Source organism: Pseudarthrobacter arbutini, from assembly GCF_054510915.1.
In genome coordinates this window covers 70,639-84,209 of the sequence record NZ_JBTNDQ010000013.1, presented here as the reverse complement: position 1 = coordinate 84,209, position 13,571 = coordinate 70,639, and the positions used below count along the sequence as shown (strand labels likewise).

General features: G+C 66.0%; 13 protein-coding genes and 1 pseudogene. 6 read left to right on the top strand and 8 right to left on the bottom strand.

What is annotated here, in order from left to right:
* Positions 1-40 precede the first annotated feature (40 nt).
* Positions 41-418: a hypothetical protein gene (locus ACX80V_RS15510; RefSeq protein WP_485843897.1), complete on the top strand. Its 378-nt coding sequence runs from the start codon at positions 41-43 to the stop codon at positions 416-418.
* On the opposite strand, the pseudogene ACX80V_RS15505 reads toward ACX80V_RS15510, so the two are convergent.
* Positions 410-1,153: pseudogene (locus ACX80V_RS15505) on the bottom strand (AAA family ATPase); the annotation flags it as partial. The gene ACX80V_RS15510 and the pseudogene ACX80V_RS15505 overlap by 9 nt on opposite strands.
* A 478-nt stretch (positions 1,154-1,631) precedes the next feature.
* Here ACX80V_RS15505 and ACX80V_RS15500 point away from each other — a divergent pair.
* Positions 1,632-1,994, top strand: coding sequence for a cupin domain-containing protein (locus ACX80V_RS15500; protein WP_058931289.1), 363 nt, complete (start codon positions 1,632-1,634; stop codon positions 1,992-1,994).
* A 647-nt stretch (positions 1,995-2,641) separates the two neighbouring features.
* Here ACX80V_RS15500 and ACX80V_RS15495 read toward each other — a convergent pair.
* Positions 2,642-2,857 (bottom strand): hypothetical protein, encoded by a 216-nt coding sequence (locus ACX80V_RS15495; protein ID WP_485843896.1) that lies wholly within the window; start codon positions 2,855-2,857, stop codon positions 2,642-2,644.
* A 97-nt stretch (positions 2,858-2,954) separates the two neighbouring features.
* On the opposite strand from ACX80V_RS15495, the gene ACX80V_RS15490 reads away from it, so the two are divergent.
* Entirely contained in the window at positions 2,955-4,520 is a 1,566-nt protein-coding gene (locus ACX80V_RS15490; protein ID WP_485843895.1) for a glycoside hydrolase family 1 protein, read from the top strand.
* Positions 4,521-4,565: 45 nt separating this feature from the next.
* On the opposite strand, the gene ACX80V_RS15485 is transcribed toward ACX80V_RS15490, so the two are convergent.
* From ACX80V_RS15485 to ACX80V_RS15475, 3 genes are all read right to left on the bottom strand, one after another.
* Positions 4,566-5,417, bottom strand: coding sequence for a formate/nitrite transporter family protein (locus tag ACX80V_RS15485; protein ID WP_485843894.1), 852 nt, complete (start codon positions 5,415-5,417; stop codon positions 4,566-4,568).
* A gap of 39 nt (positions 5,418-5,456) precedes the next feature.
* A complete protein-coding gene (locus ACX80V_RS15480; protein WP_485843893.1) occupies positions 5,457-6,539 on the bottom strand; it encodes an App1 family protein phosphatidate phosphatase in 1,083 nt (360 codons plus the stop codon).
* A gap of 66 nt (positions 6,540-6,605) precedes the next feature.
* Entirely contained in the window at positions 6,606-7,337 is a 732-nt protein-coding gene (locus ACX80V_RS15475; RefSeq protein ID WP_485843892.1) for a DUF72 domain-containing protein, read from the bottom strand.
* Positions 7,338-7,485: 148 nt separating this feature from the next.
* Here ACX80V_RS15475 and ACX80V_RS15470 point away from each other — a divergent pair, with 148 nt between their 5' ends.
* From ACX80V_RS15470 to ACX80V_RS15460, 3 genes are all read left to right on the top strand, one after another.
* Positions 7,486-9,297 (top strand): glycoside hydrolase family 15 protein, encoded by a 1,812-nt coding sequence (locus tag ACX80V_RS15470; protein WP_485843891.1) that lies wholly within the window; start codon positions 7,486-7,488, stop codon positions 9,295-9,297.
* 113 nt (positions 9,298-9,410) lie between these two features.
* The gene (locus ACX80V_RS15465) at positions 9,411-9,704 is read left to right on the top strand and encodes a YegP family protein (protein WP_104060551.1); all 294 of its coding nucleotides are present in this window, start codon (positions 9,411-9,413) and stop codon (positions 9,702-9,704) included.
* Complete coding sequence (locus ACX80V_RS15460; protein ID WP_485843890.1) at positions 9,701-10,426, top strand: HAD family hydrolase; 726 nt, start codon at positions 9,701-9,703, stop codon at positions 10,424-10,426. Before ACX80V_RS15465 ends, ACX80V_RS15460 begins: the two co-directional genes overlap by 4 nt.
* Positions 10,427-10,514: 88 nt before the next feature.
* Here the strand turns inward: ACX80V_RS15460 and ACX80V_RS15455 are convergent, their stop codons facing one another.
* Genes ACX80V_RS15455 through ACX80V_RS15445 form a run of 3 tightly spaced genes read right to left on the bottom strand, consistent with a single transcriptional unit; the run spans position 10,515 to position 13,524 of the window.
* Positions 10,515-10,892 (bottom strand): sterol carrier family protein, encoded by a 378-nt coding sequence (locus tag ACX80V_RS15455; RefSeq protein ID WP_104060550.1) that lies wholly within the window; start codon positions 10,890-10,892, stop codon positions 10,515-10,517.
* 1 nt (position 10,893) lies between these two features.
* A complete protein-coding gene (locus tag ACX80V_RS15450; RefSeq protein WP_485843889.1) occupies positions 10,894-11,910 on the bottom strand; it encodes an asparaginase in 1,017 nt (338 codons plus the stop codon).
* A 36-nt stretch (positions 11,911-11,946) separates the two neighbouring features.
* Entirely contained in the window at positions 11,947-13,524 is a 1,578-nt protein-coding gene (locus tag ACX80V_RS15445) for a molybdopterin-dependent oxidoreductase (RefSeq protein ID WP_485843888.1), read from the bottom strand.
* Positions 13,525-13,571 lie beyond the last annotated feature (47 nt).

Genomic DNA, 13,571 nt, shown 5'->3' with positions numbered 1-13,571 from the left:
GAAAAACGACAGCCACCACCGCTAGGAGGCGGACAAAACAATGAGCGACTGGCGCCGCTACGACTCCCACCTGATTCCTGCCTTCCACGAACGCTTCGAACAGCGCTGGGGCGAGGGTACTGCACCGTTCCTGGACCCCGAAGCCCACGAAGAGCCCCTTCCCCGCGCGCAGTGGATCCACCCTGCCACCGGCGCGGCCTTGGCAGTGGTTCCCGTATGGACCGCCGAGGACGAGCAGCAGCGGTCCTTTGGGGTGTTCTATCTTCCGCCCGCCGGCGACGTCTGGGTGCTGCGGCCCGGTTACACCGGCTATCTGGAGCCCGCAGACGGCGACGCGGAGCAACTCGTCACGCTCCGGAACGATGCCTTCCGGAAGGCCGTGGCGCACGCCAAGGAGTTCCTCTTCGGCTCACAATGAACCGGCCGCGTCCGTGCCGCTGCCCAGCAGGCTGCGGGTGAGGGTTTCGGCGTCGGCCATCAGGTCCTCCACTGCGGCCGCCAGGTGCGAATCGGACACCGGCGTGTTATCCAGCGCCGCCGCCACAACCGCCCGCCGGACCAGTTCCCGGGCGAAGGAGGCGGTGGTTCCCGCCGTCCGTTCCGCGGCGGCATCGAGCGCCGCCGGGCTGAACGCCACCAGTCGGCCGTACAGTTCCAGCAGCCGGACCCGCTCGGCATGGGCCGGAAGCGGGATCTCCACCGCCAGGTCCACGCGGCCCGGGCGCTGCGCCAGGGCGCGTTCCAACATGTCCGGCCGGTTGGTGGTGAGGACGAACGCGACGTCGGCGTCGTTATCCAGGCCGTCCATGGCGTCCAGCACCTCAAAGAGCAGCGGCTGTGGCCCGTGCCCGAAACTCCGGTCCTCGGCAATGAGGTCGCAGTCCTCCAGCACCACAATCGAGGGCTGCAGCGCCCGCGCCATGCGGGCCGCCTCCGAGATCCTGGCGAGTGACCCGCCCGAGAGGAGGATCGCCGTCGAGCCTTCACTCTGGCTCAGCAGGTGGCGCACGGTGTGCGTCTTGCCGGTCCCAGGCCGGCCGTACAGCAGGATGCCGCGTTTGAGGTGCTGGCCGTGCTGCTTGAGGGACACCCTGTGCGTGGCGATGCCCACGGTGTGGTCCGCGACCTTCTGCAGCAGGCCGTCGGGCAGGATTTTCGGAGTTGAACCATTTCACAGTTCCCGTTGCCATGTCTGTTTTCTTCGCCACGCTCTCTGTGCTGCCGGACGTCACGGGCCGGGGGGCCGCGGAGACCCTCTTCCGCTGTCCCAAACGCACGGTGCCGGATCGGCACGTGCAAGCGTCCCGCCGCTGAAACAGTCCGACGGCCCTCGATAGCCTTCACGTCAGAGCATCATCAGCAGGCAGCAGGCAGCAGGCAGCAGGCAGCAGGCAGCAGGCAGCAGGCAGCAGGCAGCCGGCGACGATGCAGACGATGCCGACCGAGGTCAGGATCCATCCGGGAATCAAGACGACGGTGCGTCCGTATCAGAATGGCGAACAGCGGCGTACAGTGTGGAACTACCGGCGACGGCCAAGGTCGTCCGAGGCGACTGCGGGCTTGGCGTGACAGCGGGGCTGAACCGTTGGCCGTATCCACAAGAAAATGCATACCGACAACAGGAGGTCAAGATGGCAGGTTTAATTCGCAAGAGCCTCGATTCGCCTGAGGAGACCAGGCCGTTCGAGGGTGGGACGGGTCAGCTCCAACTGGTAAACATGGAAGCGGGCGGCGTCGGCCGCGCCACATTCCTGCCGGGGTGGAGGTGGTCCGAGCACGTAAAGCCGATCGCTAAGACGGACAGTTGCCAAGCCTCCCACATGGGCTACTTCATCTCCGGACGGATGAAGGTTGTCATGGACGACGGCGAAGAAATGGAGTACGGGCCTGGGGACTTCGGCATCATGCCTCCTGGGCACGACGCCTGGATTCTTGGCGACGAGCCGTGTGTCGTGATCGACTGGCAGGGATTCGCTGACTACGCCAAGCGGTGATATGAAAGCTGGCAGGTCAGACTCTCGGGCGGGAACCGTCGATCCACCCTGTTCGGATCCAGGCTCGACCAGTGCGGTGCGATGCCAATGCAGCAGGCAGAGCTGACGAGCAACGAGGTTGAGTCTCGCCGGCCGGCAAGCCTGAGGACCTGATCGAGCGCCGGTTCACCGCGCCGGCGCCGAGCTGGCTGTGGGTCGCTGACATAAGCTATGTCCGCACGTTCGCCGGTTGGGTCTATGGTCCATCACGCCCATCGCGGAGTGCAGCACCGGGCGCTCCGCTACACCCAGCGACTGGAAGAAGCAGACGCCGTTGCCTCCGTAGGGTCGAAAGGCGATTCGTACGACTATGCCCTTGCCGGGGAGTCACGGGGCTTCCGCCGACTGCGACTTCTGAACACCAGGGACATCCAATTCTGAAGATGACGCGTGGGTCTGATGGCCACCACTTTGGGTCCGAGTAGTGCCTCAAGTCAAGATGCTCGCGAAAATCGTTTCGGTGCCTCAGCTATTTTTGCTGGCAAGGTTGGTGTAGTCGGGCTGGGACAGCGGAAACTGGGGAACAGCTGCGACTGCTGCACCATGTCGCTGAGTGACTGGTGGTGCCGCTGGGCGCCGCCGATGCCCACCAGCCGGCTGTCCGGATCCTAACCGGCGAACTCCGCCATCAGGATGTCCGCGTCCACAAACCGGTGCGGCGGGATGTTTTCCACCACCACGGAGAGGCCTTCAGCAGGCTCTCCCACGTGCTCTGTTAACGCCTCAAGCAGCTGTTTGCCCGCCTGCTGCCGGTGGTTTCCGGCCTGCGCCAGCTGAACCAGCGCGGAAAAATCGTCGATGAACTTCCCCAGTTTTTCATCCATCCACAGACCCTAGCAGTGACGCTCGTCAGCCACGCTCCGGTGTGCCATTCTGGGAATTATCCGTTCCACGCTTTCTCCGTCATGAAGGGCTGACTCTATGCACATTTCCGCCAAGGACCTGGCCGCCCTCATCCCTGCGGACTTCACGCTGGGGGTGGCCACCGCAGCCTTCCAGATAGAGGGCGCGCTCACCGAGGACGGCAGGGGCCCGGCGGGCTGGGACGTGTTTTCGGCCAAGGAGGGAGCCATCGTGGACGGCCACAGCCCGGCCGTAGCCTGCGACCACTACCACCGCATGCCCGGCGACGTGGCCCTCATGAAGCAGTTGGGCGTCGACTCGTACCGGTTCTCGCTGTCCTGGCCGCGGATCCAGCCCAACGGCAGTGGCCCGGTGAATCCTGCCGGTCTGGACTTCTACGACCGGCTCCTGGACGAGCTCCTGGCCAACGGGATTTCGCCCATGGTCAGCCTTTATCACTGGGACACTCCGCTGGGACTGGACGACGCCGGCGGCTGGATGAATCGCGATACCGCCTACCGCCTGGGGGAGTTCGCCGCGATCGCCGCTGCTGCGTACGGCGACCGGGTTGCCCGCTGGGTCACCGTCAATGAGCCCGCCACGGTCAGCACCAACGGCTACACCATGGGCCTGCATTCGCCGGGCGAGGCACTGATGCTCAACGCGTTGCCCACCGTGCACCACCAGTTACTGGGCCATGGGCTCGCGATGCAGGCATTGCGGGCGGCGGGGGTCCCCGGCGAGATCGGGATGACCAACGTGTACTCGCCCATGGTCCCGAACTCCATCAACCCCCTGGACTGGATGAGTGCGGGCCTGATGGACATTGCACAGAACCGGCTGTACGCGGACCCCGTCCTGACGGGCCAATATCCGGATCTCATCCGCGCCGCGAAGTTCTTCGGCTCGTTCGACCACCCGGACGAGGACATGGAGATCATCTCCCAGCCGCTGGATTTCTATGGCCTGAACTACTACATGCCCACGAAGGTGGCTTTCGGCCCCGGTGAAGGGGCTGTGCCGGCGAGCATGGCGGAGGCCATGGGCAGTGACCTGAGTGCGGCCGGCAATGGTTCCACGCCGTTCCACGTGGAGGCCTGGCCCGAAGCGGACATCACCTCCTACGGCTGGCCGGTGAAGCCCGAGTACATGGCGGTGGCGCTGAAGGAGATGGCGGAACGGTACCCGCATCTGCCGCCGGTGATCATCACCGAGGGCGGGGCCAGTTTTGAGGACATCATCGTCCGCGACAAGTCCACCAACACCACTTTCATTCCGGACGAGCGGCGGCTGAAATACCTGTCGGACCACATCGAGTCAGCGCTGAAGGCCACGGCTCCCGGCGGTGACGCCGAGGGCATTGACCTGCGGGGCTACTACGTGTGGTCGCTCATGGACAATTTCGAATGGTCGGCAGGCTACAACCAGCCGTTTGGCCTGCTGCATGTTGATTTCGAGACCCTGGAGCGCACGCCGAAGGCATCCTACTTCTGGCTTCAGGAGCTCATCGAGGAGCGGAACCTTGCCGCGGCGGCGAGTGCCGCCGTCGCGCAGGCTGCCAGTGAGGAACCGGACACTGCCGTTGATCCCGAAACGGCGGTATCTCCCGACGACGGCGTGACCACCTCGGGTGCCACCGCCTAGCCTCGTGGGGATATGTTGCTCGGACTTGGGCACGTTCACCGGAACCTAGCCGGCGTGGTGTGCGTCCTCCGGGTCCTCGGGTGAGTCATCGCGCCGTTCCTTCACCAGCTTGCTGGCACTCACCAGCCGTAGCGCGGTCACCAGCAGGATCCCGCCAAGCACATTGAAGACCACTACATAGGAAAACCAGCCGAGCCATTCAAGGTAGTTGATGTCAGCACCCGTGTGGATGGCGCCGAAGATCAGCAGCGAGTCCAGGATCGAGTGGAAGAGCTGCAGCCCGTAGAGCAGGAAAGCGCCAACGACGGCTGCCGCGATCTTGCCGGTGACGCTGTCAGTCCCGTGCTGCATGCGGGTCATCAACGTGATGGTGCTCCCGGCCAACACGGCAAGACACACGGTTTTCCAGTTAAACCCGGCGTCCAGATAGTGGTTGGCTTCCTTCGTGATGGTCTCGCTCCACTGCGGGAACGCTGTCATGATCAATGCCATAAACAGCCAACCGCCCATCAGGTTGGCAATGAGTGTGCCGCCCCAGAGCTTCCCGAGCTGCGCGTAGCTTGCCTCCCGTGCGACGACGGCGGCAATGGGTACCAGGAAGCCTTCCGTGAACAGTTCGCTCTTGGCCAGCAGGAGGGCGATGAGGCCTGCACTGAAGGCCAGTCCCGCGAGAAGGTGGTTCCCGGTCTCATAGAGAACGCCGAGGTAGGCCATGATGCCAACGCCTATTTCAAACCCGCCGAACAACCCGGTGATGAGCACGTCCCGAAAGGAGCGGTTCAGCCGCTGCGCGCCTTCCTCAACCGTGCGGTCGAAGGATTCCTCCACCTCCTCCTCAACCGGGCCTGAATTGTCGCCAAGTTCCCGCCGCCGTGCATCGCCGTCGGTGTCGCTCATGCGTGTCGCCTATCCGCCTGAAAGTGTGTGGTGATTCATCTAAAGCAGGTCCAGGACCTTGAGCTGTTTGGCCATCCCCGCGCCGTCGGGCGAATAGATCCAGGGCACCGCGGAGGTGGTGTGGTCACCGTCCTCGGAGTGCCCGCCGGCGAAGACGGACTCGCTGACGGAGAGCTGCCGGATGGCGATGGCGGCCACCCTGTCGGCGTTTTCCTGGGCGAAGCCTGAGTAAATCTGTTCGTCGTGCTGGCCGTTGTCGCCGATCAGGAGCCACCGCATGTCCGGGAATTCCTTGGCGAGGCGCTCCAGATTTCGGTGCTTGTGCTCCTGCCCGCTGCGGAACCAACGGTCCTGTGTCAGGCCCCAGTCGGTGAGCAGGAGGGCGCCGGAGGGATACATGTTTCGGCCCAGGAACCGCGCCAGGGTGGGGGCAGCATTCCACGGGCCCGTGGACAGGTAGATGACGGGCGCGTCCGGGTGTTCAATGGTGAGCCGTTCCAGCAGGACCGCCATCCCCGGCGTTGCCATCCGTGCCCGTTCGCTGAGGACAAACGTGTTCCACAGGGCCAGGAATGGCCTCGGCAGGGCGGTGACCATCACGGTGTCGTCGATGTCGGACACGATGCCGAACTTCGCGTCGGCACCTATCACCTGGATCCGCGTCTCCACGGGTTCGGTCCCGTCAGCCCTCAGGACGGCGGTGTGCCAGCCCGGCGGGAGCTGCACGTCCACCACTGTATCGATGAGCCCACCGCGGTCCGCCCGGACACGGGTGGTGACGCCGCCGATAGTAATTTCCACCTCGACGAACTGCAGCGGGACGCTGGTGAAGGCCCGCCAGCCGCGGACGTTTTGTGTGCCGTTGCGTGCTGCGTGCTCGGCCCGGCTGCCCGGGGCCGGATTCTTGGTCAACAGGACGCGGCCGAGCACGCGTACCCAGCCGGTCGAACCGTAGCCCTGGTACGCGATGGTCTGAGGTGCGAAATTCCAGCCCTTGGCAAGCTGGATGCGGACGGCGTTGACGACGGCGGAGATCCGGTGCGCCAGGCGTAAAAGCTGGGTCCCGGACAGCGGTGCGGGGTGCGCAGTGTTCTGCGGTGAATTCTGAGGAGCACTGTCCATGTCTCCACTCTGCCACAGCGCAGCCGCTCGCCGGCACGTTCGGCGGTCCCGCCGTCGTGCGGGACGTCAGCCTCCACCAAGGAGCCAGCGGAGGGTGTCGGCGTTCCGCACGGCGTTCCCGCCGCCGTCGTTGTTGAAATAGGCATAGACATCCTTGCCTGCCGCGGACCATTCGCGGATCCGGTCCGCCCACCACTGCAGGTCCGTATCGGAGTAGGAACCGCCATACAGGTGCTGATGGTCAGGCCCGTGGAGCCGGATGTAGACGAAGGGCGCTGTGGCGCGGAGGATGCACGGCAGTTGGGCGCCGCTCATGATGCAGTAGGCGGCCTGGTGCCGTTCCAGCAAGGCGTACACGTCCGGATGGTCCCAGCTGGGGTGCCGGAACTCCACGGTCACCCGGATCCACCACGGGACCGCGGCGAGGAAGTGATCCAGCCGGGCATCATCGCGCTGCAGCTGCGGTGGCAGTTGGACCAGCAGGACAGCGCGTTTGTCGCCCAGTTCGTGCCAGCAGCGGGCGATGCGTTCCAGCCAGACTTCGGGTCCGTAGAGTTTCTTGCCGTGCGTCAGGCCGCGCGGAGCTTTGACGGACATCACGAACCCGTCCGGGAGCCTGCGCCGCCAGCTGGCGAAGGACGTGTCCCGGGGCCACCGGTAAAAGCTGGCGTTCAACTCAACGGTGCCAAACCGGGAAACGTAGTGCTGGAGCCTGTCCCGGGCCGGGAGGCCTGGCGGGTAGAGCACGTTCTCCCAGTGGTCATAGCTCCAGCCGGAGGTGCCGATATGTACAGCCACGGTCAGCTGACCCGCAGGGATGAAGGGTGAACCATGATGCCTCCGGTGTTCGTGGACCGGCCGTCAACTCAGGCTACACCGCCGGGCTTTGCCGCTATCGTTCACCGTTGTTCCCCTGAGGGGCCCATCCTTGTGGCAGGGTATGGGCATGGCGCGCATTGAAGATTATGCAGTTGTTGGCGACCTCCACACCGGCGCCCTGGTCAGCACCGAGGGTTCCATCGACTGGCTTTGCCTGCCGCGCTTCGACTCGCCGGCATGTTTCAACGCGCTCCTGGATACGCCGGAGGCCGGACGCTGGCTACTGGCACCCGAGAGCGGCGGCACCTGCACCAGGCGCGGCTACCGGGAGGGGACCCTGATCCTTGAAACAGAATGGGAATCCCCGGAGGGTACCGTCAGGGTTATTGACTTCATGCCGCCACGCGACGCGGTGGCGGACATCGTGCGGATCGTCGAGGGCGTGAGCGGAAGCGTCAGGATGCACGGTGAACTGGCGCTGAGGTTCGACTACGGGCATATCGTTCCCTGGGTGCGGCGCGACAAGCACGGCCTGCATGCCATCGCCGGCCCAGACTCCGTCTACTTCGTTACCAAGGCGCCGCTTCACGGCGAGGACATGCAGTCCGTCAGTGACTTCACAGTCCAGGCAGGGGAGCGCATCCCCTTTGTCCTGACGTGGGCCCCCAGCCACGTTCCCCGCCCGCACACAGTGGACGCAGAGGTAGTGCTGGGCACCACCCTGGCCTTCTGGCGCGGCTGGGCATCGCAGTGCACCGTGCAGGGCAAGTACCAGGATGCCGTGGTCCGTTCGCTCGTGACCCTGAAGGCGTTGACCTACGCTCCCACGGGCGGCATCGTCGCTGCGGTCACCACGTCCCTGCCGGAACAGCTGGGCGGTCCCCGCAACTGGGATTACCGCTTCTGCTGGTTGCGGGACGCCACCATGACGCTGCAGGCGCTCCTGGCCGCCGGCTACACCACCGAGGCTGCCGCCTGGCGTGACTGGCTGCTCCGCGCTGTGGCGGGCGATCCGGCCGACCTGCAGATCATGTACGGAATCCACGGCGAACGCCGGCTTCCGGAAATGGAACTGCCGTGGCTTGCCGGGTACGAGAATTCAAAACCGGTACGGACCGGCAACGGTGCCGCCGATCAGCTTCAGCTGGACGTCTGGGGCGAGGTCCTGGACTGCCTGGCGCTGACCAGGAACTCCCTGCTGAAACACACGGACGAGTCTTGGGACGTGCAGGTGGCCCTGATGCAGCACCTGGAGACCATCTGGGACCAGCCGGACAACGGACTCTGGGAGATGCGCGGGCCGCGGCGCCATTTCACGCATTCCAAGGTGATGGCCTGGGTGGCCGCAGACCGGATGGTTAAGGGCGTCCGCGATTTCGGCCTGCCCGGCCCCGTGGAACGCTGGGAGGCCCTTCGCGACACCATCCACCAGGACGTCATGGCCAACGGCTTCGACCCCGTCCGCAACACCTTTGTGCAGGCGTATGGCCGGCCCGAACTGGATGCCAGCCTGCTGTTGATCCCGCGGGTGGGCTTCCTGCCGCCGGATGATCCCCGCGTGCTGGGGACCATCGACGCGATCCAGCGGGAGCTGACCGAAGACGGTTTTGTGCTGCGCTACCGTCCCGCCGACAGCGACGACGGCCTCCCGGGAGACGAAGGGGTGTTCCTGGCCTGCTCCTTCTGGTTGGTGGAGGCCCTGCTGGGCGCGGGACGCACCGAAGAGTCCACCGAACTCTTCGAACGGTTGCTGGAACTCCGCAACGATGTGGGTCTGCTCAGTGAGGAATGGGGCGTCAGGGCGCGGCGGCAGCTGGGCAATACACCCCAGGCTTTCAGCCACTTCGCGCTTGTGACAAGCGCTCTTGAGCTTCATCAGGATACAGTTCGCCGAAGTGACACACCTATTCCCCCGGAGACAGAACGGGTAGGGCAATGAGGGCCTGAGGGTCCGCCCGCTCTTCACCTCCGCGGGATAGGTAAGTATACTTACTAGACTCGCGAAGCGCTCCTACAAGGCACAGCGCCGCGACTGAACGAGGGGTGGTTGTAATGGCCGGACATTTTGAGCTGGTGGATGCGCCTGACGGCGGCTATCGCGTGCGGATGTTGGATGGTTCAGGAAGCCTGATGGCTATCTCCGTGACTTTCCCAACGAAGCGCGCAGCGGTGGCCGGCATTGCGATGGCCCGCGAGATTGCCGGCACAGGCCTGATCAGGGACTTCAGCAGCAACGGTGCCGGAGCCGTCATCCGGGACCGGGTTGGTCCTGTGTCCTCCCCGAAAGACAATGCGGCTGCCCGCGCCAAGAAAATGTCCGGGGCCGCTCGCGTTGTAGCCGGGTGATCACCCAAAGCCACGCCTTGGTCCGCGGGCGGCGGTTCGGCGTCCTTTTTGACGTTGATGGAACCTTGGTGGATTCCGCCTACATCCACACGCTCGCGTGGTGGCAGGCGTTCCGCCAGCACCAGTATGACGTCCCCATGGCCGCCATTCACCGGTGCGTCGGGATGGGTGGCGACCGTTTGGTGGACACGCTTCTTCCTGCTGGCCGGGACCGAGAGGCCGACGCCGAAATCCTGGCCAGCCATGCGGCAGTCTTCGCGCAGAGCTGGCCGTCGCTGCGTCCGTTCGACGGCGCCAAGGAGTTGCTTGCGCAGTGCCACGCCGGGGGACTCGCCGTCGCCCTGGCATCATCGGCGCGAACGCAGGATCTGACGGCCACCCGCAAAGCCCTCGGTGCGGACGCGTTCATCCATGCCGCCACCAGCGCGGACGATGCGAAGGCAAGCAAGCCGGCCCCGGACATCCTCGTGGCCGCGCTTGAAGCTGTTGGTGTGGCCGCAGCCGGAGCAGTCTATGTGGGGGATGCGGTGTGGGACATGCAAGCTGCTGCCGCGCTGGGAATTCCTGCCATCGGCGTCACCTGCGGCGGGACCAGCGCCGCCGAACTCCGCGAGGCAGGCGCGGCCGAGGTCTACAACGGCCCCCGGGACCTTCTGGACAACCTGCAGGCAAGCGCCATCGGCATGCTGCTGACGCTGGAATCGAACCCCGCCAGCGCCTAATAGCGCGAGGGGACACTTGCGGCCCTGCCCGCGGGGGCTTAACTGTCCGTTCGCGCTGGTGCCGGGACGCTTGGGAGGGTGGGGCAGGTTAGAGGGGGAGCAGGGCTGAGAGGTCAGCGCGCAGACCGGAGGCGGACACCTTGTGCGCCGCGACAGCGTCCGCCCAGCTCAACTGGCCGGTCACCATGCCCAGCCAGGTGGCGGCGTCGCACTCGATCACGTTGGGCGGGGTCCCGCGGGTGTGCCGCGGCCCCTCCACGCACTGGGTGACGCCGAACGGCGGCACCCGCACCTCCACCGAATTCCCCGGCGCCCGCGCGGTCACCTCCTCCAGCGTGTACCGCACGGCCGTGGCCGTGACGTTGCGGGGGAGCGGAACGTCCGACGGCGACGCGGCGGCTTCCTGCCATGCGGCCAGTGCCGCTGTGCCTTCTTCAATGCCGATCCGGCGGCGCGCTACAGCCACGTCAGTCCAGGAGAGCTGACACGGCCGGGCCCAGGCGGATCTTGCCCACCTCGTGGCTGCCGCCCATCACCGGGGCCACCACTTTTTCGAGGACGCTGGAGACGCCGGGGATATCCACGGCGCCGACCGCGGCGAGGAGGGTCAGGCCCACCAGGGACGTGGCCCGCAGATTCCCGTCCAGCATCTTGATGGCCACTGAGACACCCTGGGGTGTGGCCATGGCCAGGACTCCCTCGGCGCCGATCTTGGCGATGATGCCCAGCTCGTCCATCACGATGGTGTTGGCCTCGCCGCGGCCCTGGACGGCCCACGGGTAGTCGAGCATGGAGGTGGTGATGGTGGCAGCGCGGGCGTTGGAGTTCTTGTCGCCAGGGGCCTTGGCCAGCATCGAATAGGCGCGGGCCAGCCCGGTCAGCGAAATAGCAGCAACTGGGGCACCGCAGCCGTCAATGCCCAGATGGGCGATGTGCTCGCCGCTGTATTCCTCGATCACGCTGCGGATGCGCTGCTGCAGGGGATGGTTGGGCTCGAGGTAGCTGTGGGTGTCCCAGCCGTTTTCCGTGCAGGCCCAGAGGAAGGCGGCGTGCTTTCCGGAGCAATTGAAGGCAAGCTTTGACTTGCCCTTTTCGGAACGGATCAGCCAGTTGCGGGCCGTCTCGTCCTGGGGCCAGGCGGCGGGGCACTGGAGCTGGTCCTCCCGGACGCCGGCGGCCTTGAGCATCCCCTCCACCACATCCATGTGGTCCAGTGAACCGACGTGGCTGCCGCAGGCCAGCGCCACCTGCGCGCCGCGCAGGGGGACCCCGGACTGCATCGCCGCCAAGGCTTGCAGCGGTTTGAGCGCGGACCGTGGGTACAGGGGAGTCCGGATGTCGCCGAGTTCGGTGACGACGGACCCGTCGCCGGACAGGACGACGGCGGAGCCGATGTGCCGGGACTCCACAAAACCGCTTCGTTCAATAACGGCGAGTTCGACGGCGGAGTCCACAGTGAACGTGGCATGCGGGTTGTGCGGCATAATGCCAGTCTAGGGGCGGACTCGTCGAATGCCGGGCTACTCCACGGTGACCATGACGGACTGCCAGCCGGAGGCGCCGTCGGGCACCGGATCGGCCCGCTGATCGGTCTGGACCTCGCCTGTTCCGTCGGTGGCGCGGACCTTGATGTAGTGCGGTCCGGGCGTGGCTTCCCAGTCGAAGGACCACTGGCGCCACGTGATGAGGGACGCCTCGGTGGACAGGACGGCCTCGGCCCAGGGGTCGTTGTCGATCTGGACTTCCACTTTGGTGATGCCGCGGGTCTGCGCCCATGCGGTGCCGCCGATCGCCACGCGGCCGGCGGGGACCTTGGCGAAGGACTTCGGGACTTCCACCCGGGCCATGGTCTTGATGGGGCCGCGCTCGGACCAGCCGCGCTGGGTCCAGTAGGCCTTGCTGTCCGCGAACCGTGTGACCTCCAGGTCCACCACCCACTTGGTGGCGGAGACAAAACCGTACAGCCCGGGCACCACCATGCGCACCGGATAGCCGTGCTCCAGCGGCAGGGGCTCGCCGTTCATGCCGATCGCCAGCATGGCGTCGCGGTCATCCTGCAGGACCTCCAGCGGCGTGGAGGCGCTGAAGCCATCGATCGACGTCGACAGCACCATGTCCGCGCCGTCCTTGGGACGTGCCCGCTTGAGGACCTCGCGGATGGGCAGGCCGAGCCAGCGGGCGTTCCCGGCGAGGTTGCCGCCCACGGGATTGGAGACACAGGTGAGGGTCACGTGCGATTCGATGAGGTCGGCGTCGAGCAGGTCCTGGAACGTGAGTCGGACCTCTTCCTCCACGAGCCCATGGACGCGGAGCTCCCAGTCGTCGGCGTTGATTTCGGGCACGCTCAGGGCGGTATCGATCCGGTAGAAGTCCCCGTTGGGGGTCAGCCAGGGGCCGACGCCGGCTGCCGAGGACTGGACGCCGGCGGGCACAGCGGCGGCGGCCTTTGCCGGGGCGGGCAGCTGCAGGGCCTCGCGGGCCTTGGAGATGTTGCTGCGCGCGGCACTGAGCAGGCGGCCGCCCGTGGCCGCGATCCCGGCGCCGACCACGGTGATCCCGGCGGCGGCGAAGAAACGGCGGCGGCTGGTGGCGGGACGGTCAGGTTCCTCGGCGCCCGTGTCGGCAGGGGCCTCAGGCCAGGATTTCAGCCGCCAGAGCGGGGCGATCAGCAGCCGCAGCACCACCAGCCCGGCAATTGTGCCCAGCACGGTGGGGATGGCATCCAGCGGCTTTACGCTGGCCCGAGTCACCACGCTGGCCACGATCACCGTGCCCATCAGCAGCACGCCGGCAACGCCCAGCGCCCACTTGCGGAAGGCCACCACACCCAGCACGCAGGCCAGCAGGAAAATGGTCAGGCCCATCCCCACAAACAGCGCGGCTTTGTCATTCGTGCCGAACGTGGCGATGGCAAAGTCCTTCATCCACGGCGGTGTGAAGTCGATGAACGTGGACCCCAACGCGATCACCGGAGTTGCCCGGGCGGTAAAGAACGCTCCGGTCAGCTCCGCAACGGAAAGTACGACGGCGGCAGCCGCCACGCCTGCCAGCGCGGCCATTGCGGCGGGGTCCTTGAGCCACTTCAGAAGCTTCTTCATGCCTTGGATTCGTTGCGGCGGGCCGCAGGGATGGCCGGGCGAGGACA